Raw genomic sequence first — 22842 nt, 5'->3', positions numbered from 1 at the left:
TGTTCAGCGCAATGTTAACCCCTCAAAGTAAACATTAATCACTAAACATTAATCACTATAAAATTATTTACGTACAATAGTCTGAGCACGGTCTGGACCAATAGAGATGATACCGATCTTGGTCTCGAGGAACTCCTCTACGAATGCAATGTAGTCCTTGAACTCCTGTGGGAACTGATCCTCAGAAGTGAACTGGGTCATATCTGTCTTCCAGCCCTTGAACTCCTTGTAAACTGGCTCAACATCATCAATTTCGTAAGGGAAATCGGTGGTAACAGAACCGTCCTTCAACTTATATGCCACGCAGGCCTTGATGGTATCGAAGCCATCGAGCACGTCACTCTTCATCATGATGAGCTCAGTAACACCGTTCACCATGACAGAATACTTGAGCTGTACGAGGTCGCACCAGCCGCAACGACGCTCACGTCCGGTAACAGCACCATACTCATGACCGAGGTCACGGATCTTGGCACCTGTCTCGTCGAAGAGCTCTGTAGGGAATGGACCTGCACCGACACGGGTACAGTAAGCCTTCATGATACCATAGACATTGCCGATGCGGTTAGGACCGACACCCAGACCGATGCAGGCACCAGCACAGATGGTATTGGAAGAAGTAACGAAAGGATAAGAACCGAAGTCAACATCGAGCATAGTACCCTGAGCACCCTCGCAGAGGATATCCTTGCCGGAACGGAGCACCTTGTTGATTTCCACCTCGCTATCGATGAACTTGAACTGCTTCAAGTATTCGACACCCTCCATCCAGGTCTTCTCAACCTCTGTGATATCGAAGTCGGTATAACCGAGGCTTGCGATGGTCTTGAGATGAGCAGCCTTGTGGGCAGCATACTTCTCCTCGAAATTGTCGAGGATATCGCCTACGCGGAGACCGGTACGGCTCACCTTATCTGTATAAGTAGGACCGATACCCTTACCGGTAGTACCCACCTTGTTCTTACCCTTAGAAGCCTCGATAGCAGCATCGAGCACACGATGAGTAGGCATGATGAGATGAGCCTTCTTAGAGATGAAGAGACGACTCTTGAGGTCGTGACCGCTCTTCTCCAAATCCTTAGCTTCGCCCATGAAGAGGTCTGGAGCCAAGACTACGCCATTACCAATGATGTTCACCTTACCACCCTGGAAAATACCAGAAGGGATAGAGCGGAGCACATACTTCTCGCCTTCGAACTCGAGGGTATGACCTGCGTTAGGACCACCCTGGAAACGAGCAATGACATCATACTTAGGGGTCAACACGTCAACCACCTTACCTTTACCTTCATCGCCCCACTGCAAACCCAGTAGGACATCTACTTTACCTGTGTTCATTTTATTATAATATAAAATTATTTAGACTTTTCGTTCTTGTTGTTGCGGAGTCGCGTAATCTTAGCCTGGCAAGCACTGCACACGCCATAGATATACAGCACAAAGGCGTCCTTGCGGAACCGCTGCAATCTGGTCTCGTTGATGGCTGCCGTCACCAGGGGTGCCTGCACCTCGGTAACTCTTCCGCATACGGTGCATACCTGATGCACGTGGTTCTCGTTGCTGGAACTGGCCTCGTACTTGGTTCCATCCACCAGACTATGTCTCACCACCAATCTCAACTCCAGGAAGAGATGGATGGTATTATAGAGCGTGGCTCTGCTCACTCTGAAATTCTTCCTTTCCAGAGCAGCACCCAGCTCCTCTAATGTAAAATGTCCTCTCATGCTGAAGACAGCATCAAGGATGGCATATCTTTCCGGGGTCTTACGATGCATGTTTGACTCCAGATACTGGTCCAGGATTTCTCTTGCCTGGGCTTTCATTTTTTCACTCATATTTCTTCGTTAGTTACATAAAACGCACAAAGATAGTCATAATTTATGATATGAGGAAAAATCAAATTTTAAAAAATCTAAATTGCCGTACATTCTTTCACTTTTGCGCCTTTTCAGCTTTCATTCCAGCGATTTCAGCGACAAATCCGCTTACAATCATACGTATTACATCCTGGCTATTTCTTCATAGATGCGCTGTACGGGAAGGCCCATTACATTGAAATAGCTGCCCTTCAATCCGGTGCATCCGATATAGCCAATCCATTCCTGAATGCCATAGGCTCCTGCCTTGTCGAAAGGCTTATAATGCGAGATGTAATATCTGATTTCTGCATCACTGAGCTGCTTGAACGTTACCTCGGTAGTAACCGAGAAATGGCGCTGCTGACTGCGGGTAGTCAGACATACGCCCGTTACCACATGATGGGTCTTGCCGCTCAGCATCCGTAGCATGCGCACGGCATCCTCCTCATCCTTCGGTTTTCCGAGAATTACGCCCTTTCCCTCCTGATCGTTCTGCTCGTCAGCAGTTGGGGCAATCACAACGGTATCAGCAGTAAGAATGAGCGTCTGGGCTGCATCCTCACCCTGTTCTTCTGAAGCTTTTCCAGAAGGTTCTTCATCCAGAAGGCTCCGATAAGCCTCTGCCTTCTTACTGGAAATATATTCTGCCACCTCATAGGCATCAAGAGATTCAGGATAGCTCTCATCAATGCCCTTGATAACCTTTACCTCGAAAGGAATATCCAATCCGGCCAGCAGTTCCCTGCGGCGTGGCGAATTACTCGCCAAAATGATCTTATAATTCATCTTACTTTGAACTTTGAACTTTGAACTTGGAACTTGGAACTTGGAACTTTGAGCTTTGAACTTTGAACTTTATGATTAGTAAAGCTATTGAATTGGCTTTCCCTTTCGGCCGCCGAACGTTGTTTCTTCACTCTTCGTTCTTCACTCTTCACTTAAATTCCCTCTTCACTTAAATTACCATCCAAAGGCCTTGGCATTGGAAAGCCAATGGCCCTTGGCACGAAGCACCTGCTCTACAATATCCCTGCCCACTCCTTCGCCACCATTGGCTGAAGAGATGTAGCGGGAAATAGACTTGATATCCGAACAGGCATCAGCAGGACAACATGGACATCCGCAACGGCGCATGACCTCATAATCAGGAATATCATCTCCTACATAGATAATCTCCTCATCCGAAAGCTGATACTTCGCCAGGAACTCATCATAGGTATGAATCTTCACGGCACATCCCATGAAAATATCCTCTACCCCCAAACCTTCATAACGCTTGCGTATAGCCTCTGTAGTACCACCCGTGAGAATGGCTATGCGCAATCCCATCTTCTGTGCCAACTGAATGGCATAGCCGTCCTTGATGTTAACCGTGCGAAGAGGTTCGCCCGAACTGGCTAGCGTAATGGTCTGTCTGGACAATACGCCATCCACATCAAAAATAACGGCCTTTATCTTATCTAAATCGTAATTTATCATACTTCTTCACTTAAACGGTGTATATTCATGCTCATTCTGTCATAGATATCCTTCACCAGCGGATTATTCTTGAGAAGTTGGCTCTGCGCCCTGATTACATTCTCATCATATCTTACCGCCGGACCGGTCTGTGCATCCTTCGGTGACATCTGATGCACCTTGGCTGCCGTCTCGTCAATCAGCGGAAGCATCACATCGAACGGAATACCATGCTTCTCAAGAAGCTCGGCACTGATGGCATAACAATGATTCACAAAATTGCAGGCAAAGACAGCAGAGAGATGCAGATACTTGCGAGCCTCACTCGACAAACGGTAAACCCGATGGCTCAACTGAGAAGCCAACGCCTCGATGGCAGCTGTCTCCTCTTCGCCCGAACCCTCTATAAAACAAGGAATCTCTTCGAAGGAGACACGCTTCTGCCTGGAGAACGTCTGCATAGGATAAAACACACCGTAATGGAGGGCCATACCCTGGAAAACATCAATGGATACAGAACCTGCGGTATGAAGGAACAGCTTGTCTTCCCTGCCCCTGCAAAGCTGAGGAATAAGCACTGGAAGCGCATCGTCCTTCACGGAAAGTATATAGACATCAGCATCGGCTCTCACCTGGGAAATGTCGGTGACAGCAGCCCCGCCTGCAATCGTTGCCAAAGTCTGAGCCGACTGCATCGTCCTACTATAAACCTGTAAAATATCGTGACCGGCATCGGTTAAAGCCACAGCCAAACTGGTGGCTAAATTGCCAGCACCTATCATAATTATCTTCATAATGTGCAAAAATACTAAAAATAAGTCATACTTTTGATAAAAGACTTGCATTTTTATGATTAATTTATTATTTTTGCAAAAAACAGAAGAAAGAGAAAGATATGAATGATTTCAGCATCAGGATATATACAGAAAGCAATGAGTTGCCCGAACTCCTGGAAGGCAACTTCTTTCACAGCAAAACACTGTTCCTGATAGAGGAACAGACACCCAAAGACACCCCTTACATGGCCGTAGCAACCAGAGACGGCGAAGTAAGAGGACAGCTGCTCGTCATCGTACGCAGACGAGGTTCGCTCTTTCCACCTTATTTATATACGCACGCGCATGCGCATGGGGAAGGATGCTATGCGGATGAGACGGAGACCGAAACCCTCTTTCCACTGCTGCTGAAGGCCATCACCCTGAAGCTTCGCCACCGCCTCTGCTTCTACATCGAATTTTCAGACATGAAGAAGAAAATGTTCGGCTATCGCTTCTTCCGCAGACTGGGCTACTTCCCTATCGCCTGGCAGGAAATACACCATTCACTCCACAGCAAGGCACCGGAAAGCAGACTCTCTGCCAAGATGGAAAACATAGTAGAGCGCATGACGGCAAAGGGAGTGGAAAGCCACGAAGCCACATCGGCTCAGGACATCGCCCTCTTCTACCGGATGCTCAAGAATTTCTATCAGTTCAAGCTGAGAAGATTTGTCCCAGCCAAGGAGTTTTTCATGCACTTTGCAGGAAACCCCGAGAGCAAAATCTTCGTTACCACATACAAGGGGAAAGTGATAGGAGGCTGCGCCTGCGTCTTCTTCCAGGGCAATGCCTACCTTCTTTATGCAGTGGGCAAGCGCAAGAGCCGCCTCCATCTGCATCCAGAAGCCATGACCATCTGGTATGCCCTGAAGTATGCCCATGAGCACGGCTACGCCCATTTCCGCTTCATGGATGCGGGTTTGCCCTGGAAGCAGAATCTATACAGGGAATTCCTCCTCAACTTCGGTGGCAAACCCGTAACAAGCTACAGATGGTTCAGATTCTATACCCGAATCATCAATAAAATCTTATATTGGATTTACAAACAGTAATAGACTGGGCTTTCGCATAGGGGGAAGTTAAGGGAAGTTAGAGGAAGCCCCTAGAGGGGCTGCAGCTTTACAGACCAGCCAAAGCCCTATCCAGCGCCTGGAGTCCACGCTCGGTACAGAAGCCCCTGATAACCGTAAGCACATAATTATCAAAAAGTTCCTGCATCGAATAAGTGCGATAAAGCTGACGGTGCATGATTTCTTCCATGGTAACATGCCCCACTTCAGACAACACCTCATAATTGAGATCAGGGCGGAACAGTCCCTCCTTCACACCTGTAGCAAAAAACTTGCTTCTCTCCTCACACTCCTTAGAATGATACTCGCGCATGAATCCCACAACACGGGGAATCTTATGGATCTCCTCATAGAAAACCACTCCCACCTGCTCATTGCGACGCATCTGCAGCTTATACACATAACTGATGATATCAATCACATTGCGGGCTTGCGTATTGGCAAACTCTTCCAGCGACTGCAGTTCTTTCGCCTGCTGCATCTTCATGCCAGCAAGAAGAAGCTCCTCCTTGTCACCGAATATTTCATAAACAGTGCGCTTAGACACATGAAGTCCGCGAGAGATTTCATCCATCTTAACCGCTTTTACGCCTCGTTTGTAAAACTCAGCCATGGCATAGTCTATGATTTTATTTCTCAGCTCTTGTCTGTATTGATTAATTTCTGCCATATCTATATGTCAATTTATACGCTTTGTAGACTTTTTTTTGTGCAAAGATACAAAAAAAAATAAAAAACCATTCGTTTTTACTAAGTTTTTTATTACCTTTGCACAAACTTTTAGAAATCGCTGCTTAAAAGCACGAATCTGTAAGAAAATAAAACTTCAAACCAATATATTATTATGGTAAAAATCACAAAAGAGGCGGCTCTTCAGTATCATGAGAATGGCCGTCCTGGTAAGATTGAGGTAAAACCTACAAAACCTTACCACACACAGACAGACCTGAGCCTTGCTTACTCTCCAGGCGTAGCATTCCCTTGCCTCGAGATTCAGCAAAACCCAGATGACGCATACAAGTATACTGACAAGGGTAACTTGGTAGCAGTAATTAGTAACGGAACTGCCGTGCTCGGTCTTGGCGACATTGGCGCCATGAGCGGAAAGCCAGTTATGGAAGGCAAAGGATTGCTTTTCAAGATTTATGGCGGCATCGACGTTTTCGATATCGAAGTGGCTGAAAAAGACCCTGAGAAATTCTGCGAAACCGTAGAACGTATTGCTCCTACATTTGGTGGTATCAACCTGGAGGACATCAAGGCACCTCAGTGCTTCTATATCGAGGAGCGCCTGAAGAAGAACCTTGACATCCCTGTCATGCACGATGACCAGCACGGTACTGCAATCATCTCTGCTGCCGGTTTGAAGAACGCTCTCGAAGTGGCAGGCAAGGACATCAAGAACGTAAAGATCGTCGTAAACGGTGCAGGTGCTGCTGCTATCAGCTGTACAAAACTCTATGTTGCTCTCGGTGCACAGATCAAGAACATCGTGATGCTCGACTCTAAGGGCGTTATCACAAGCGACCGTGAGAACCTGACCGAGCAGAAGAAGATGTTTGCTACCGACCGCCGCGACATCCATACCCTGGAAGAGGCTGTAAAGGGTGCTGACGTATTCGTTGGATTGAGCAAGGGCAATGTACTGACTCAGGATATGGTTCGCTCTATGGCTGACAGTCCTGTAGTATTCGCCTTGGCTAACCCTGTTCCTGAAATCAGCTACGAGGATGCCATGGCTAGCCGCCCAGACGTACTGATGTCTACCGGCCGTTCAGACTATCCTAACCAGATTAATAATGTAATTGGTTTCCCATACATCTTCCGTGGTGCGCTCGACGTTCACGCACGCGCCATCAACGAAGAGATGAAGATGGCTGCCGTTCATGCTATCGCTGATTTGGCAAAGCAGCCTGTACCTGATGTAGTGAATGATGTTTACCACGTAAACGACCTTTCATTCGGTCCTAAGTACTTCATTCCAAAGCCAGTTGACCCACGTTTGATTACTGAGGTTTCTGCAGCAGTAGCCAAGGCTGCTATGGACAGTGGCGTTGCACGTACTCCTATCACAGACTGGGAGCAGTACAAGCAGCAGTTGCGCCAGTTGCTCGGTCAGGAGACCAAGCTTACCCGCAAGCTCCACGACACAGCCCGACTTCACCCACAGCGCGTAGTATTCGCAGAGGGCGGTAACCCTACCATGCTGAAGGCTGCTGTTCAGGCTAAGAGCGAGGGTATCTGCCAGCCTATCCTGCTGGGTAACCCAGATCGTCTGAACCGTGTGGCTAACCGCCTGAAGCTCGACCTCTCTAACATCGAAATCGTAGATATGCGTGCAGACAACGAGCAGGGTCGCCGTGCCAAGTTCGCCAAGCACCTGGCTGAGAAGCGTGCTCGTGAGGGCTACAGCTTCGAGGAGGCTTACGACAAGATGTATGAGCGCAACTACTTCGGTATGTCTATGGTTGAGCAGGGTGATGCTGATGCTTTCATCACTGGTCTCTATACTAAATACAGCAATACCATCAAGGTGGCTAAGGACGTTATCGGTATCCGTGACGAATACAAGACATTCGGTACCATGCACATCCTCAACACCCAGAAGGGCGTATACTACATTGCAGATACATTGATTAACCGTCACCCTGACGAGGATGTCCTGACCGACATCGCCAAGTTGTCTGCCGGAACAGTGAAGTTCTTCAATGAGGAGCCTGTCATGGCTATGTTGAGCTACTCTAACTTCGGTACCGACAACGTAGGTTCTCCTGTCAAGGTAAAGAAGGCTGTTGCTGAGATGCAGAAGGAATTCCCTGAACTTGCCATTGACGGTGAGATGCAGGTGAACTACGCTCTCAACAAGGATCTCCGCGATGAGAAGTATCCATTCTCTCGTCTCAAGGGCAAGGATGTCAACACATTGGTATTCCCTAACCTGAGCAGTGCCAACGGTGCTTACAAGCTCCTCCAGGCATTGAATCCTGAGGCTGAAATCATCGGTCCTATCCAGATGGGTCTTAACAAGCCTATCCACTTCACCGATTCTGAGAGCAGCGTTCAGGACATCGTCAACATTACTGCCGTAGCAGTGATTGATGCATACGTAGAAAAGATTAAGAAACAGAAATAAAAGGATTTTTTTTCCGTATTCTCTTTACATCTAGCGAGATGGTTTTTAGAGAGTACAACAATTGGGCTGGGACGTGATGTTTCGGCCCTTTTTTTTATTAACTTTTATCAGTTTTTAGTTAAAGAACTTTAATAAACATTATTGTGTCCCCACACAGTATATTCCTTTATAAAATACTGCTCAAATAATTTGGTAATATTTAAAAAAATGTATAACTTTGCAGCAGTTATCCTGAAAACAATCTTTTTACCTTAAGGAAAACTAATACCTATTGAAGATTTGGAGCGGTAGCCTGTGAAGGTCATCGCTTTTTTTATGCCCAAAAATGAAGACGATCGCAATATGACATAAACAAATAAAGGCTGCAATGTTCATCACATTGCAGCCTTATATTTTATATCTGAACCTTTCAGATTATCCGAAGTTATCGTACATGATGCTCTCAGGATCAACTCCCAGAGAATCCAGATAATCTGTAACGGTCTTGATCAGCATTGGAGGTCCGCAGAGATAGTACTCGCAATCCTCTGGTGCCTCGTGATCCTTCAAGTAGGTGTCACGGATGCAGTTAACAGCAAATCCCTCGTAGTACTTCACGCCCTGAGCATCTGCCACTGGGTCCTTGCGGTCGAGTGAAAGATGGAAGTGGAAGTTAGGGAATTCCTTCTCAAGCTCCCAGAAGTCCTCCAGGAAGAATGCCTCACCCAATGCACGCGCTCCGTAGAAGAAGTGCAGCTCACGGTCGGTGGTGTGCAGGGTCTTGGTCATGTGCATGATCTGAGCACGCAATGGAGCCATACCGGCACCACCACCAATCCAGATCATCTCCTTGCCTGATGTGAAGTTAGGATGGAAGTCTCCGTAAGGACCACTCATCATTACCTTGTCGCCCGGCTTCAATGAGAAGATGTAAGAAGAAGCGATACCTGTTGGTACGTTCTGGAATCCTACCTGTGGACGTGGCAAGAATGGAGTTGTGGCGATACGGACTGTAAGAGTGATGATGTCACCCTCGTCAGGATAGTTCGCCATAGAGTAAGCACGAACGGTAGGCTCTGGATTGTGAGCCTTGAGAGAGAAGATGTTGAACTTCTTCCATGCTCCGATGTACTCCTCGCCAATGAGATCCTTGTCGAAATCCTTGTCGTAATCAATGCAGTCGTATGCAGGAATCTTGATCTGGGCGTAAGAACCCGGAACGAAGTCCATGTGCTCGCCTGGAGGCAAAGCCACCTTGAACTCCTTGATAAATGATGAAACGTTCTTGTTGGAGATAACCTCGAACTCCCACTCTTTCACGCCCATCACACTCTCAGGCACCTTGATCTTCAGGTCGCCCTTCACCTTGCACTGGCATCCCAGACGCCAGTGGTCCTTAATCTGCTTGCGGGTGAAGTGAGGCTTCTCAGAATCGAGAATCTCGCCGCCGCCCTCGAGCACCTGAACCTTACACTGGCCACAGCTTGCCTTACCGCCGCAGGCAGAAGGCAGGAAGATGCCGTTCTCATTCAGCGTAGTCATCAAACTGCTGCCCTGAGGCACGTTGATGGTCTTGTCGCCATTGATTTCGATATTTACATTTCCGCTAGGGCTCAGATACTTCTTAGCCACGAGCAGGATGATAACCAGCAGGAGAATCACCACGAGGAAAACTCCGATACTAGCCAATATAAATGATGTATTACCCATATCTATAGTCCTCCTATTTTAGATTTTCAAGCCTGAGAAGCAAAGCATAGCCATTGCCATGAGGCCTACTGTGATAAATGTGATGCCGAGTCCCTGCAATGGCTTTGGCACGTCGCAATACTGCATCTTCTCGCGGATGGCTCCCATCAGGACGATGGCAAGAGTCCAACCCAGACCGGAACCTACGGCATAAACGATGCTATCCCATACTGAGGTGATAGCCTGAGTATTGGCAGGATCCATCAGGATGCGCTGCTGCATGAAGAGCGATGCACCCATGATGGCACAGTTTACGGCAATCAATGGCAGGAAGATACCCAGCGCTGCATAGAGCGATGGTGAGAACTTCTCTACAATCATCTCGACCAGCTGCACGATACCGGCGATGACGGCGATGAAGAGGATGAAGCTCAGGTAAGTGAGGTCAACACCCAGAATGCCATCGGCGCTGAGCACCTTGGTCTGCAACAGGTAATCTACAGGCACGGTGATGAGCAACACGAAGGTTACTGCCAAGCCCAAGCCCAAAGAGGTCTTCACGTTCTTGGATACTGCCAAGTAAGAACACATACCCAGGAAGTAGGCGAAGATCATGTTATCGACGAAAATCGAACGGAAAAACAAACTTATTGCGTGCTCCATCTTACTTCTCCTCCTTATAAATATAGGCACGATGTACCCAGATTACACATCCAACGAGAATCAATGCCATGGCTGGCATGGTCATCATACCGTTGTTAACATATCCGAAGTTGTAAGCTCCCTCTGGAATCAGCTGGAAACCGAGCAGAGAACCACGGCCCAAAAACTCACGCACTGCACCCACAATCACGAGGATGAGGGCGTAACCCAAACCATTACCTACACCATCGAGGAATGAAGGCCAAGGCTTGTTCATCATGGCGAAAGCCTCCAAACGACCCATCAGGATACAGTTGGTGATGATCAAACCCACATACACGGAGAGCTGCACGCTCACGTCGTAGGCAAAAGCCTTCAGCACCTGGCTCACGATGGTAACCAGGGCAGCAACTACCACCAGCTGAACGATGATACGGATGCGCTGAGGGATGGTGTTGCGGATGATGGAAATAATCACGTTAGAGAATGCCGTGATGATAGTAACGGCAAGTCCCATCACAATGGCTGGCTTCAGCTGGGAAGTAACAGCCAGGGCACTACAGATACCAAGCACCTGGACGAGGATAGGGTTGTCGCCGTTCAGTGGCTTGATGAATGCCTCCTTATTTTGTTTACTAAATAATGCCATAATTTCGCTTAATTATTTAATGAATTTAGCAAGACCTTCCTTGAGCATGGCATCCACACCGTCGGATGTCAATGTAGCACCGGTAACGGCATCCACATTGTTAGGGTCGCCGGCAGGAGCGTCTTTCTCAACGCCCAGAGCGATGCCCTCTACTCCATCCTTGTGAATCTTCTTGCCCTGGAATTTCTGCTGCCACTTCAGGTTGTCCTTGATTTCAGCACCCAGTCCGGCTGTCTCGCCTTCGTGGTTGAAATATACGCCATAGATGGTGTTGTTGTCGGCATCCACGGCGATGAAGCCTGAAATGCCGCCCCAGAGACCCATACCCTTTACAGAGTAAACGGTCTTCTTCTGACCATCAATCTCGCACTCGTAATACTTCATGCCGTCCTTCTCCTTCTCGTCCTTCACCACCTCTTTATATTTGGCAGCCGCAGTAGCGTTGTCAAGGTCGCGCAGGTTGAGAGAGTTCAGAATCTGCTTCTGAGTATCAAGAGCCACGTTGGCATCCTGTGTTGCCTTCAGCGAAGAAGACACGAACGCGAGCAGGAATGCCACGATTACCACGATGATAACCGAATAGATAATAGTATAGCTATTTGAATTTGTCTTCATATCTACATTCCTCCTACATTATTTAATAGCACGTTTAGCACGGCGAGAGATGTTGCTCTGAACTACACAGTAGTCGATGAGTGGAGCAAACATGTTGCCGAAGAAGATAGCGAGCATCATACCCTCTGGATAACCTGGGTTCATCACACGTACGATAACGGCGATGGCACCGATGAAGAATCCGTAGAAGTACTTACCTTTCTCTGTACGGGCAGAGGTTACAGGGTCGGTAGCCATGAACACGGCACCGAAGCAGAAACCACCCAGCACGATGTGCTCATACCAAGCGATAGGAGTCATACCGAGAGCCTGGAAGATAAGCGCCATCACGATGCCGCCTGCGAATACAGAGCCCATGGTCTTCCAAGATGCGATGCCTGTCCAGAGAAGGATGATGGCACCGATGGCGATGGCGATGACTGATGTCTCACCGATACAGCCAGGAATGAAACCGATGATAGAATCGCAGAGACTAGCTGAAGGCATGCTGCCCTGAGCCAGCTGACCGAGAGGAGTAGCAGCAGTAAAGCCATCAGGCAGGGTGTTACCCAGACCGAAGATAGCATCTTTAGCCACCCAAACCTTATCACCACTCATAGCCAATGGATATGAGAAGAAGAGGAACATACGGGCACCCACAGCCACATTGAAGATGTTCATACCCGTGCCACCGAAGATTTCCTTGCAGAAGATGACTGCGAAGGCGCACGCCAGGGCGAGCATCCACAACGGTGTAGAGATAGGAATGATCAATGGGATGATGATACCGCTGACGAGGTAACCCTCCTGGATTTCCTCGTGCTTCCACTGAGCCCAGGCAAACTCGATGCCGAGACCCACGATGTAGCTAACCAGCAACTTAGGGAGGACAGCCAGGAATCCGAAGCCGAAGACCTCGATGAAGCTGGCAGCATCCAGTGTACCTGCAGCCTTGAAATTCTGGTATCCCACATTATACATACCGAAGAGCAATGCAGGAATCAGGGCGATTACCACAAAGCTCATGATGCGCTTCGAGTCGATTGAATCGTGGATGCTGGCTCCGCTCTTCGCTGTCGTATTAGGCACGTACAGGAAGCTCTCAAAACCGTCAAACACGCTCTCGAAGGCATGCAGCTTACCTCCCTCTTGGAAGTTAGGCTTTATCTTATTGAGATAATTTCTTAATGCACTCATTATTTTAATAATTAACAGTACTAAAAACTAAGCATTCTCCTTGCGCAGGGTGTTCAAGCCCTCACGTACTATCTTCTGCAATTCGAGCTTAGAGCTATCCACGAACTCAGCTACCGCAAAGTCCTCAGGACTAACCTCATAGATACCGAGCTGCTCCTGCTTGTCGATATCGCCTGCGATGATTGCCTTGATGAGATACTCACCGAAGATGTCCATAGGGAGAACCTGATCGTACTCGCCGCTCATGATCATGTGGCGCTCGCCACCCTTGATGCGGGCATCGAGATTGTACTCCTTCTTCTTACCGAAGAGCCAGGAGAGATAAGAACGCGATGTAGAGAACTGATCGGTGCGTGGAAGAATCCAGCCCAGCATCTCGTCGCAGTCGTCACCCTCTGGGATGGCTGTGATCTCTGATGTGTGTCCGCCTACGAAATCTGCCACGGTGGTCTTGGTACCGGTCAATGGATTACCATTGATAAGACGTACATGTTCTGTAGCCTTCAACTGATTACCAACAAAAGTACTCAGCGGTGTACCAACCAAAACATCAGCATAACCCGGTTTCTTCATTTCGCTACCAGCAACAGCAACCACCTTGTGAAGGTTAACCTTGCCAGTAAGGAACAAACGACCAAAGAAAATAACTGATGCAGGATCAACGGTCCAAACCACCTCACCCTTATTAACAGGATCGATGTTGTTCACCTGAACACCCACATTACCTGCAGGACAAGGACCATCAAACACATTCACCTCTACATTCTTGACGCCAGTCAAAGCAGCACTCTGCTGCTGAGCACCAATACCGAGATAAGTTTTCGCAATCTTGCTCAAGGCTGTCAAACCTGCCTGGAAAGCATCCTCGTTGCCAGCGAGTTCCACCTCAAAGTCGGAAGCCAAAGGCATGTCTCGAAGTGCAGACACGAAAATCGCCTTAGGCTCTGTACCAGGTGTGGTTGACACAGCATAAGGCAACTGGTTGATGTAACCGAACAGACCAGCCTCAAGCAATGCCTGCTTAACAGCTTTGCCATCCAATGCATCCACATTCTTAGCACCAAAATCCGTAGAGGTCTGCACAGCGTCGGCTTTCACCTTTACGCATAGCACCTTGCGGCGCTCACCTCGCTCAATGGCAGTGACTTCACCGCTCACTGGTGAGGCAAACTTCACCTCTGGGCAAGCCTTGTTCACAAACAAGGCGTCTCCGGCGTTGACATGGTCACCTTCGCGTACGACAACCTTAGGAGTAACGCCCTCAAAAGCAGCAGGTACCAGCGCATATTCGCTAGCCTGAGCCACAGGAACAGTTACATCCTTGGAAGCCTTACCCGTAAGGTTTATGTCCAAGCCTTTACGTAACTTAATTACATTTGCCATAACTACATTTAAATTTATAAAAATACTTTATATTCTAATTCTAAACCGTTTTCTACATATTATTTCAGAAACTTCATTCTAAAGTTGCCGTTATTTTTCTTCTATAAATTAGTCAAAACATTCAAATATTGGTGCAAAAATAGTGAAAATTTGTGAGATATGGAAGAAAAATCTGCGAATTATTCGAATATTCGCTAAAAATAGAGTACTTTTGCACTAAAATTTAATGATTATGCAATAAGCAAAAGAGAAATTGACACTTGCAGTTTACAAAAATGAGTCAGTAGCTCAACATTAATTAAGATTTATAAACTAGAAAATTTATCAGCTCTGAAACGCATTAAACATATTATCATAGGCATTGTCTGGACGCTTGCTGCGATCTATTTCATGCTCATCGTACTGGTGCAGTTGCCACCAGTACAAGCCTTCATTGGCTCTCAAGCAGCCAGTGCTTTAAAGGACAAGTTTGGAACAGAAGTAAATATAGGGAAGGTAAACCTGGGTTTTCTGAACCGCATTATCATCGATGACGTGATGATGAAAGATCAGCAGGGAGACAGCATGATCTACGCTTCGCGCATTTCTGCAAAAATAGATCTTCTGCCGCTGAAGGAAGGAAAGATTTCCATTTCTTCAGCACAACTGTTCGGATTGAATGCCAACCTCTACAAGCAGAATGCAAGAAGCAAGACCAACTTCCAGTTCCTGCTCGATTCACTGGCATCTAAAGATACTACCAAGCATACTCCTCTCGATTTACACATCGGAAGCATTATCATCCGTCATGGCGCAATTGCCTATAACCAGCGAGACGTAGCAGCCACAAATGGTATTTTTTCGCCTAAGCACATCGGCATCCGGGAATTGTCAACACACGTCATTCTCGACCATCTTACCGATACAGATATACACCTGGCTATCAAAAAATTATCTTTTTCGGATAAATCAGGACTTCAACTAAAGAATTTACGTTTCAAAGTAGATATTAACCAGCAGGAAGCCATCCTCAGAAACTTCCATCTGGCACTGCCCCACTCACAGGTAGAGTTGATGGATCTGCATGCCACCTATCGCATGCAGGAAGGCAAGATTGTGATGCCAAGCCTACAATTCAAAGGAGGCATCAAACCATCTCAGGTAACCCTTTCCGACATTGCCTGCCTTGTTCCTGCACTTAGAAACTTCGATGATGAGTTAACACTTGAGTGCAATTTCTCTGGCACCAGCACATCGCTCAGATGTCCGAACCTCAACTTCAAAACACGTAGTGGAAGCATCTTTTTCAACGCAAACGGAAAAGTAGCCAACTTCGACTTTGCCTCAAAGAAAGAAAAGGACAAGACGACAACGAATGGCTCAAGCGCAAGAAGCAGGAACGACCTCCACTGGAATGTAAACATCAACACACTTAAGCTATCGGGCGATGGTATCAGACAAATAGCCAAGAACTTCGGCAAGAAAATCAACATTCCACAAGAAGTACTGCGCCTTGGTGATATATATTTTAAAGGTATCGTTTATGGTAAAGGACCAAGTATCGGTACACAAGGCAACCTGCGAACCGATGTGGGCAATGCCAGTCTAAAAGCCGAAAAGAAAGGTGAAAATCTCTTGGCGCACATAGACACCAAGGGTATTCTACTTGGGAAAATAATCAACAGCAAGCAGCTAGGTACCCTGGCTGCCACTCTCGACATACATGGCACCAAGAAGCACCTCTTTGCAAAAGGAAGCATTCCTAGACTGAACTTCAACAAGTACAACTATCGCAACATCAAAATTGACGGAAGCTACAACCAGGGACTCCTGGAAGGATTGGCAGCCATTGCCGACCCTAATATCGACCTGCAGGTAAGCGGACAATACCATATCAAGAAAAAGCAATATGCAGCTACAGCCAACATCAACCACCTTCTGCCTAGCATCTTAGGCATAAAGATGGCTGACCCTAGCTACACACTCGACAATATCAGTGTGAGTGCCAAGAACGAAGGCAGAGACAGCTACTTCGACCTGGAAGCTCCATTTGCAGATATCCACGTAAAGGGACAGTACGACTATGCAACTCTCTATCAGAGCTGCAAGAACTTAGTGGCCAGCAAACTGCCTACCCTACCAGGAATCGGCAAGATTTCGAATCAAGCCAGAAACAACTTTGCCATCAACCTGGAAGTTCGCTCTACCGAGATACTCAGAAGAATGCTCGGCATTCCTCTCGACATCAACAGTCCAATCTATGCTGATGGCATGATTTCCGATAAGGAAAAAGCAGCCAACCTCTATGCAAATATCCCAGGATTCGTATATAACGGAAAGGCATTCAGCAACGGTTTGGTTAATGTTCACACTCAGGGCGACACACTGAAACTGAAGGCTAGTATCCAGCAAGGAGCACAGGGCACAGTTGGTCCTATCGTCAACATCAAGGCGGCAGCAGCCAACAACACCCTCGCCACTCAGTTGCATTACGACAACCGTTCCAAGAAACTGCCAGTAGATGCTACTCTCCAATCGCTGGCTCAGTTCTATAAGAATCAGAATGATGTATCAACAGCCCATATCAGCGTATTGCCATCACAGTTTAAACTTGGCGACAAACCTTGGGAAGTACATCCTTCAGAAATAACATACAGCAAGAATCATCTGGAGATAGATCACTTTGCCGTAAGTCACAACCAGCAGCACATCATCATCGACGGCCTCGCCACTCCAAACAAGGAAGACTCTATTGTGGCAGACCTGAAGGATGTAGACGTGGCGTATATTCTGAACCTGGTCAACTTCCATTCGGTAGACTTCACCGGAAGAGCTTCGGGCAAGGCTATCGTAAAAAGCATTTTCAACGATCCTGACGCACAAGCTCACCTGGACGTCAAGGAGTTCACCTTTGAGAATGGACCGTTGGGTATATTGCACGCCAATGTATGCTACAATAAGGAGCAGGAGCAGATTGATATCAACGCAGTAGCAGATGATGGCCCTGAACACCAGACCCTCATTGACGGCTACGTATCCCCAAAGCGCAACTATATCGATCTCGGCATCGAGGCAAGAGGCACCAGCATGAAGTTCCTAGAGAACTTCTGCGGCAGCTTTATGGACAACGTAGAAGCTTGGGGCAACGGAAAGTTGAATGTCGTAGGCGATCTGAGCAACATCAACCTCGTTGGCGACATCGTGGCACATGGCAAGATGCACATGAAGCAGCTGAATACCGACTACACTTTCAACAGACTGCGTGCCCATGCCATTCCTGATGATATCCAGTTAAAAGGAGATACCATCTACGACCGCAACAACAACTATGCCATCGTCAATGGCGGCATCCACCATAAACACCTCACCAAATTGAGTTACGATCTTGACCTGAAGGCTCGTAATTTTCTGGGATATGACACCCATGTGTTTGGAGACAACACCTTCTATGGCACGGTTTATGCAACAGGCGATGTAGGCATTCACGGCAAGAGCGGAGAAACCATTATAGACATCAATGCAGAACCAGAAAAAGGAAGTATCTTCGTATACAATGTAGCCAGCCCTGACGCCATCAGCGATAAGAGCTTTATACACTGGCATGAGATTGTACCGGAACTTGCTGACAGTATCAACAGGCAGATGACACTCAAGGATCAAGAAGATAATGACGACATCGACTTCTCATCGGATATGCGCATCAACTTCCTCATCAATACCAACCAGAACCTCACCCTGAAGCTCATTATGGACGAGCAGTCAGGTGACTATATCTCTCTGAACGGAAACGGTGTGATTAGAGCCAATTACTATAACAAAGGAGCATTCGACATGTTTGGCAACTATGTGGTAGATCATGGCATGTATAAACTCACAATCCAGAATCTTATTAAGAAGGAGTTTGAATTCATGCATGGCGGAACCATTGCCTTCGGTGGAAATCCATACAATGCGCCTCTCAATCTGCAGGCAAAATACACGGTAAACGGTGTACCACTGAGCGACCTCAGCATAGGAAAATCTTTCAGCAGCAACAACATCCGTGTAGACTGCCTGATGAATATCACAGGCACACCGGAATCTCCGAAAGTAGATTTCTCCATGGATTTGCCAACAGTAAACAGCGATGCTAAACAGATGATTTACTCTATCATCAATTCACAGGAAGAGATGAACCAGCAGGTACTCTACCTCTTAGGAATCGGCCGCTTCTATTCACAGACAAACAACAATCAGGCAAGCGAAGATGCTGCCCAACAGAGTCAGACATCATTAGCCATGCAGAGTCTTCTGAGCGGCACCATCTCACAACAGATAAACACTGTACTTTCCAATGTCGTAAAGAGTAACAACTGGAATTTCGGTGCAAATATTTCTACGGGTGACGAAGGCTTCAATAATGCCGAGTATGAGGGTATCCTGAGTGGCAAGCTGCTCAATAACCGCCTGTTGTTCAATGGTCAGTTTGGCTATCGCGACAATGCGAATGCCACACAGAGTTTCATCGGTGATTTTGACATGAGATACCTCATTTTCCCGAATGGAAATTTGGCTATCCGAATGTATAACCAGACAAACGACCGTTACTTTACCCGTAACAGTCTTAACACACAAGGCCTCGGTCTCATCATGAAGAAAGACTTCAACGGTTGGCGTGATTTCTTTGGAATCAACAGATTGAAGAAGAAGAAAAAGAAAAGCGAAAAGAAGTAACGATACAAAAAGAAAAAAGGCAAAAAGCGTAACTGGCACCGTCACAGTTACGCTTTTTGCTACCTAGATATTGCAATTTATTGCCATCTAGAACAAAAAATGATTAAAACGTCGGCAAACATTTGGCTATACCAATTATTTTTCTTACTTTTGCCTACGCATTGAGTTGAAAAATATTTAATTCAAGGAAGACTCGAGATTAACAGTGCTGAAAAGACCAGTCTGTATACAGATAAGTTTCCAAATAAAAGCAGCTATCTACTCGGGAATTCAGAAAAGAAAAATAAACAATTAAGTAATAACTAATATAAAATTTAGGAAAAATGAAGATTGAAAATTTTAACTTTGCCGGTCACAAGGCAATCGTACGCGTTGATTTCAACGTGCCATTGGATGAAAATGGTAATGTAACAGACGACACTCGTATCCGTGGTGCCCTCCCTACTTTGAAGAAGGTACTCGCTGACGGCGGTGCGCTCATCATGATGAGCCACATGGGCAAGCCAAAGGGCAAGGTTAAGCCAGAGCTTTCTCTCTCTCAGATTGTAAAGAACGTTTCTGACGCTCTCGGTGTAGAGGTTAAGTTCGCTAAGGACTGCGGTAACGCTGATGCTGAGGCTGCTGCCTTGAAGCCAGGTGAGGCTCTCTTGCTCGAGAACCTTCGTTTCTATCCAGAAGAGGAAGGCAAGCCAGTAGGCGTAGAGAAGGGTACACCTGAGTTCGACGCTGCTAAGGCTGAGATGAAGGAGCGCCAGAAGAAGTTCGCTGCTAAGTTGGCTTCTTATGCTGATGTATATGTAATGGATGCATTCGGTACAGCTCACCGCAAGCACGCTTCTACAGCTGTTATCGCAGATTCATTCGACAAGGATCACAAGATGCTCGGTTTCTTGATGGAGAAAGAGGTAAAGGCTGTTGACGCAGTTCTCGGCAACATCAAGCGCCCATTCACAGCTATCATGGGTGGTTCTAAGGTTTCTACCAAGATTGGTATCATCGAGAACCTGTTGACTAAGGTTGACAACCTGATTCTCTGCGGTGGTATGACTTACACATTCTCTAAGGCTCTCGGCGGCAAGATCGGTATGTCTATCTGCGAGGATGACAAGCTCGACGTAGCTCTCGACGTAATCAAGAAGGCTAAGGAGAACGGCGTAAACCTCGTACTCGGTACAGACTCTATCTGCGGTGACGACTTCAAGAACGACTGCAACACCCAGGTTTGCCCATCTAACAACATCCCTGACGGTTGGGAGGGTATGGACGCAGGTCCTGAGACTCGCAAGGCATTCGCTGCAGCTATCAAGGGCGCTAAGACAATCCTCTGGAATGGTCCTGCAGGTGTATTCGAGTTCGACAACTTCGCTGGTGGTTCTAAGGCTATCGCTGACGCAATCGCTGAGGCTACTAAGGAAGGTGCATTCTCACTCATCGGTGGTGGCGACTCTGTAGCTTGTATCAACAAGTTCGGTTTGGCTGATCAGGTATCTTACATCTCTACAGGTGGTGGTGCTCTCCTCGAGGCTATCGAGGGTAAGGTATTGCCAGGTGTAGCAGCTATTGAGAAGTAATCAATAGGTATCTATATACATAAGTTCGGGGGCATCCCATTGCGGATGTCCTCGATTTTTCAGTTATCAGATATAGGTATCCTAACGAAGGTAGCCATATCCGGTACACACCTTAATAAGAAAAGATACCAAACAGACACAATCGATCTTTCAAAATTCCCTTTAATCATTATAAAATTAAAATTTTAAATCAAATTCATGGATTGGATTATTAATCTTTTCACCAATACGGAGTCAGTGGCACACATCGCCCTACTCTATGCAATAGTGATTGCCATTGGTGTCTATCTAGGCAAGATCAAGATTTTCGGCATCTCGTTGGGTGTAACCTTCGTGCTCTTTGCTGGTATCTTGGCTGGACACGTCGGCTTTACAGGCCCAAAAGAAATCCTCACCTTCGTACAAGACTTTGGATTGATTCTCTTCGTCTTCATGATTGGTTTGCAGGTAGGTCCAGGTTTCTTCGAGAGTTTTAAGAAAGGTGGTGTAACCCTCAATATGTTGTCGGCTTCTGCCATCTTGCTCAACATCCTGGTGATGTTCGGATGTTATTACCTCTTTTTTGACACCAGCAATCCTAACAATCTGCCAATGATGGTAGGTACGCTCTATGGTGCCGTTACCAACACCCCTGGTCTTGGTGCCGCCAACGAGGCTTTGCTCAGCGTTTTCCCTAATGGCGCTCCTAGTATCGCCAACGGTTATGCCTGCGCTTACCCTCTCGGTGTAGTTGGTATCATCGGTGCAACCATCCTTATCAAGTACATCTGTAAGATTGATACAGATGAGGAGGAACAGCAGTTGAACGATGAGGACGCGGCTAACCCTCATGCCAAGGCTCATAATATGCACTTGCGCGTTGAGAACTCTTATATTACTGGAAGAACCTTGAGAGAGGTTTCTGAGTTCTTGAATCGAGACATTGTCTGCTCTCGTATTCTCCACGACGGAGTAGTAAGTATTCCTAACAGCAAGACACATTTCGAGGTTGGCGATGAGTTGCTCGTTGTTTGTGCAGAGGCAGATGCTGAAGCTATCAAGGCTTTCATCGGTCCCGAAGTAGAAGCAGAATGGGATCGCGAGAAGGATGAAGTTCAACATTTCGTATCTCGCCGTATCATCGTTACCCGTCCAGAAATGAATGGTAAGACCCTCGGTAAGATGCACTTCTCCAGTGTATACGGTGTAAACGTTACCCGTATCTCACGCCAGGGTATGGACATCTTTGCTGGCAGAAACCACCACTTCCACGTGGGTGATAAAATCTTGGTTGTAGGTCCAGAAGAGAATGTAAACCGTGTGGCTGAAATCATGGGTAACTCTGTGAAGCGCCTTGATGCACCAAACATCGCTACCATCTTTATCGGTATCATGGTGGGTATCATCTTCGGTTCTCTCCCATTCGCTATCCCTGGCATGCCTGTACCATTGAAGCTGGGTATCGCAGGTGGTCCGCTCATCATCGCCATCCTCATCGGTCGTTTCGGCTATCGCATGAAGCTGGTAACCTATACCACAACTTCGGCTAATATGATGCTGCGAGAAATAGGACTTGTACTCTTCCTGGCGAGTGTGGGAATCAAGGCTGGTGCCGGATTCTGGGACACAGTAGTTCAGGGCGACGGATTGAAGTATGTGGGATGCGGTTTCCTCATCACCATCATTCCTATCCTCATTGTGGGTACCATCGCCCGACTGAAGTTCAAGTTCAACTACTTCACCATCATGGGTATGCTTGCCGGTACTTATACCGACCCTCCAGCATTGGCTTATGCCAACGCATCATGCTCTAAGGAGGCTCCAGCCGTAGGTTACTCTACTGTATATCCATTGAGTATGTTCCTCCGTATCTTTACAGCTCAGATTGTTGTACTGTTCTTCTGCGGAGGATAAAGGCTTACAAAAGTTAACAAAACAACTAGTAATAGTTATAAATTATAAAAGAGGTGCACAAAGATAAAAATTTGTGCACCTTTTTTGTTGTCTTTTCAGAAATTATTCGTACCTTTGAGCACAAGAAATAAACCTAATAAATCTATAGAAACATCAGAAGTTTCTACATGATAAAAGAATATTTCGAAACAAGAAACAATAACCCTATAAAACGT

At 46.8% G+C, this 22842-nt stretch carries 17 protein-coding genes; 5 read left to right on the top strand and 12 right to left on the bottom strand.

Annotation, left to right across the window (positions count from 1 at the left end; all coding sequences use genetic code 11):
- Positions 1 to 63: 63 nt before the first annotated feature.
- The 5 genes from F7D73_RS05500 to F7D73_RS05480 all read right to left on the bottom strand — a co-directional run bounded on the left by F7D73_RS05500 (position 64) and on the right by F7D73_RS05480 (position 4111).
- Positions 64 to 1338: an adenylosuccinate synthase gene (locus tag F7D73_RS05500; protein WP_153122871.1), complete on the bottom strand. Its 1275-nt coding sequence runs from the start codon at positions 1336 to 1338 to the stop codon at positions 64 to 66.
- Between the two features lie 17 nt (positions 1339 to 1355).
- Positions 1356 to 1835, bottom strand: coding sequence for a Fur family transcriptional regulator (locus tag F7D73_RS05495; protein WP_153122869.1), 480 nt, complete (start codon positions 1833 to 1835; stop codon positions 1356 to 1358).
- A 165-nt stretch (positions 1836 to 2000) separates the two neighbouring features.
- Positions 2001 to 2645 carry a Maf-like protein gene (locus F7D73_RS05490; RefSeq protein WP_153122866.1) on the bottom strand — a complete coding sequence of 215 codons (645 nt, stop codon included), beginning with the start codon at positions 2643 to 2645 and terminating at the stop codon, positions 2001 to 2003.
- Between the two features lie 174 nt (positions 2646 to 2819).
- Positions 2820 to 3338 (bottom strand): KdsC family phosphatase, encoded by a 519-nt coding sequence (locus F7D73_RS05485; RefSeq protein WP_153122864.1) that lies wholly within the window; start codon positions 3336 to 3338, stop codon positions 2820 to 2822.
- Positions 3335 to 4111, bottom strand: a complete 777-nt coding sequence (locus F7D73_RS05480) for a Rossmann-like and DUF2520 domain-containing protein (protein ID WP_153122862.1) — start codon at positions 4109 to 4111, stop codon at positions 3335 to 3337. Before F7D73_RS05480 ends, F7D73_RS05485 begins: the two co-directional genes overlap by 4 nt.
- A gap of 101 nt (positions 4112 to 4212) precedes the next feature.
- Between F7D73_RS05480 and F7D73_RS05475 the strand changes: the two genes are divergently transcribed.
- The gene (locus tag F7D73_RS05475; RefSeq protein ID WP_153122861.1) at positions 4213 to 5187 is read left to right on the top strand and encodes a GNAT family N-acetyltransferase; all 975 of its coding nucleotides are present in this window, start codon (positions 4213 to 4215) and stop codon (positions 5185 to 5187) included.
- A gap of 67 nt (positions 5188 to 5254) precedes the next feature.
- On the opposite strand, the gene F7D73_RS05470 is transcribed toward F7D73_RS05475, so the two are convergent.
- Positions 5255 to 5875, bottom strand: a complete 621-nt coding sequence (locus F7D73_RS05470) for a TetR/AcrR family transcriptional regulator (RefSeq protein ID WP_153122859.1) — start codon at positions 5873 to 5875, stop codon at positions 5255 to 5257.
- Between the two features lie 174 nt (positions 5876 to 6049).
- On the opposite strand from F7D73_RS05470, the gene F7D73_RS05465 reads away from it, so the two are divergent.
- Positions 6050 to 8338 carry an NADP-dependent malic enzyme gene (locus tag F7D73_RS05465; protein WP_153122857.1) on the top strand — a complete coding sequence of 763 codons (2289 nt, stop codon included), beginning with the start codon at positions 6050 to 6052 and terminating at the stop codon, positions 8336 to 8338.
- 414 nt (positions 8339 to 8752) lie between these two features.
- Here F7D73_RS05465 and nqrF read toward each other — a convergent pair whose 3' ends face one another.
- From nqrF to F7D73_RS05435, 6 genes are read right to left on the bottom strand one after another with little or no spacing between them, the layout of a single operon-like run.
- Positions 8753 to 10027 (bottom strand): NADH:ubiquinone reductase (Na(+)-transporting) subunit F, encoded by a 1275-nt coding sequence (nqrF, locus tag F7D73_RS05460; RefSeq protein ID WP_153122855.1) that lies wholly within the window; start codon positions 10025 to 10027, stop codon positions 8753 to 8755.
- Positions 10028 to 10045: 18 nt separating this feature from the next.
- Positions 10046 to 10669, bottom strand: coding sequence for an NADH:ubiquinone reductase (Na(+)-transporting) subunit E (gene nqrE, locus F7D73_RS05455; protein WP_117664010.1), 624 nt, complete (start codon positions 10667 to 10669; stop codon positions 10046 to 10048).
- Position 10670: 1 nt separating this feature from the next.
- On the bottom strand, positions 10671 to 11297 hold the full coding sequence (locus F7D73_RS05450) for an NADH:ubiquinone reductase (Na(+)-transporting) subunit D (protein ID WP_006848995.1): 627 nt from the start codon (positions 11295 to 11297) through the stop codon (positions 10671 to 10673).
- A 12-nt stretch (positions 11298 to 11309) separates the two neighbouring features.
- Positions 11310 to 11912: an FMN-binding protein gene (locus tag F7D73_RS05445; RefSeq protein WP_089542478.1), complete on the bottom strand. Its 603-nt coding sequence runs from the start codon at positions 11910 to 11912 to the stop codon at positions 11310 to 11312.
- 18 nt (positions 11913 to 11930) lie between these two features.
- Positions 11931 to 13088 (bottom strand): NADH:ubiquinone reductase (Na(+)-transporting) subunit B, encoded by a 1158-nt coding sequence (locus tag F7D73_RS05440; protein WP_089542477.1) that lies wholly within the window; start codon positions 13086 to 13088, stop codon positions 11931 to 11933.
- A 27-nt stretch (positions 13089 to 13115) separates the two neighbouring features.
- Positions 13116 to 14471: a Na(+)-translocating NADH-quinone reductase subunit A gene (locus F7D73_RS05435; protein ID WP_153122853.1), complete on the bottom strand. Its 1356-nt coding sequence runs from the start codon at positions 14469 to 14471 to the stop codon at positions 13116 to 13118.
- A 390-nt stretch (positions 14472 to 14861) separates the two neighbouring features.
- Between F7D73_RS05435 and F7D73_RS05430 the strand changes: the two genes are divergently transcribed.
- From F7D73_RS05430 to F7D73_RS05420, 3 genes are all read left to right on the top strand, one after another.
- Complete coding sequence (locus F7D73_RS05430; protein ID WP_153122851.1) at positions 14862 to 19163, top strand: translocation/assembly module TamB domain-containing protein; 4302 nt, start codon at positions 14862 to 14864, stop codon at positions 19161 to 19163.
- A gap of 323 nt (positions 19164 to 19486) precedes the next feature.
- Entirely contained in the window at positions 19487 to 20734 is a 1248-nt protein-coding gene (locus tag F7D73_RS05425) for a phosphoglycerate kinase (RefSeq protein WP_089542760.1), read from the top strand.
- A gap of 198 nt (positions 20735 to 20932) precedes the next feature.
- Positions 20933 to 22627, top strand: a complete 1695-nt coding sequence (locus tag F7D73_RS05420) for a putative transporter (RefSeq protein WP_153122848.1) — start codon at positions 20933 to 20935, stop codon at positions 22625 to 22627.
- Positions 22628 to 22842 lie beyond the last annotated feature (215 nt).

Source organism: Segatella copri (genome assembly GCF_009494395.1).
In the GTDB taxonomy this organism is placed as follows: domain Bacteria; phylum Bacteroidota; class Bacteroidia; order Bacteroidales; family Bacteroidaceae; genus Prevotella.
This window is presented reverse-complemented; position numbering and strand designations above follow the sequence as displayed.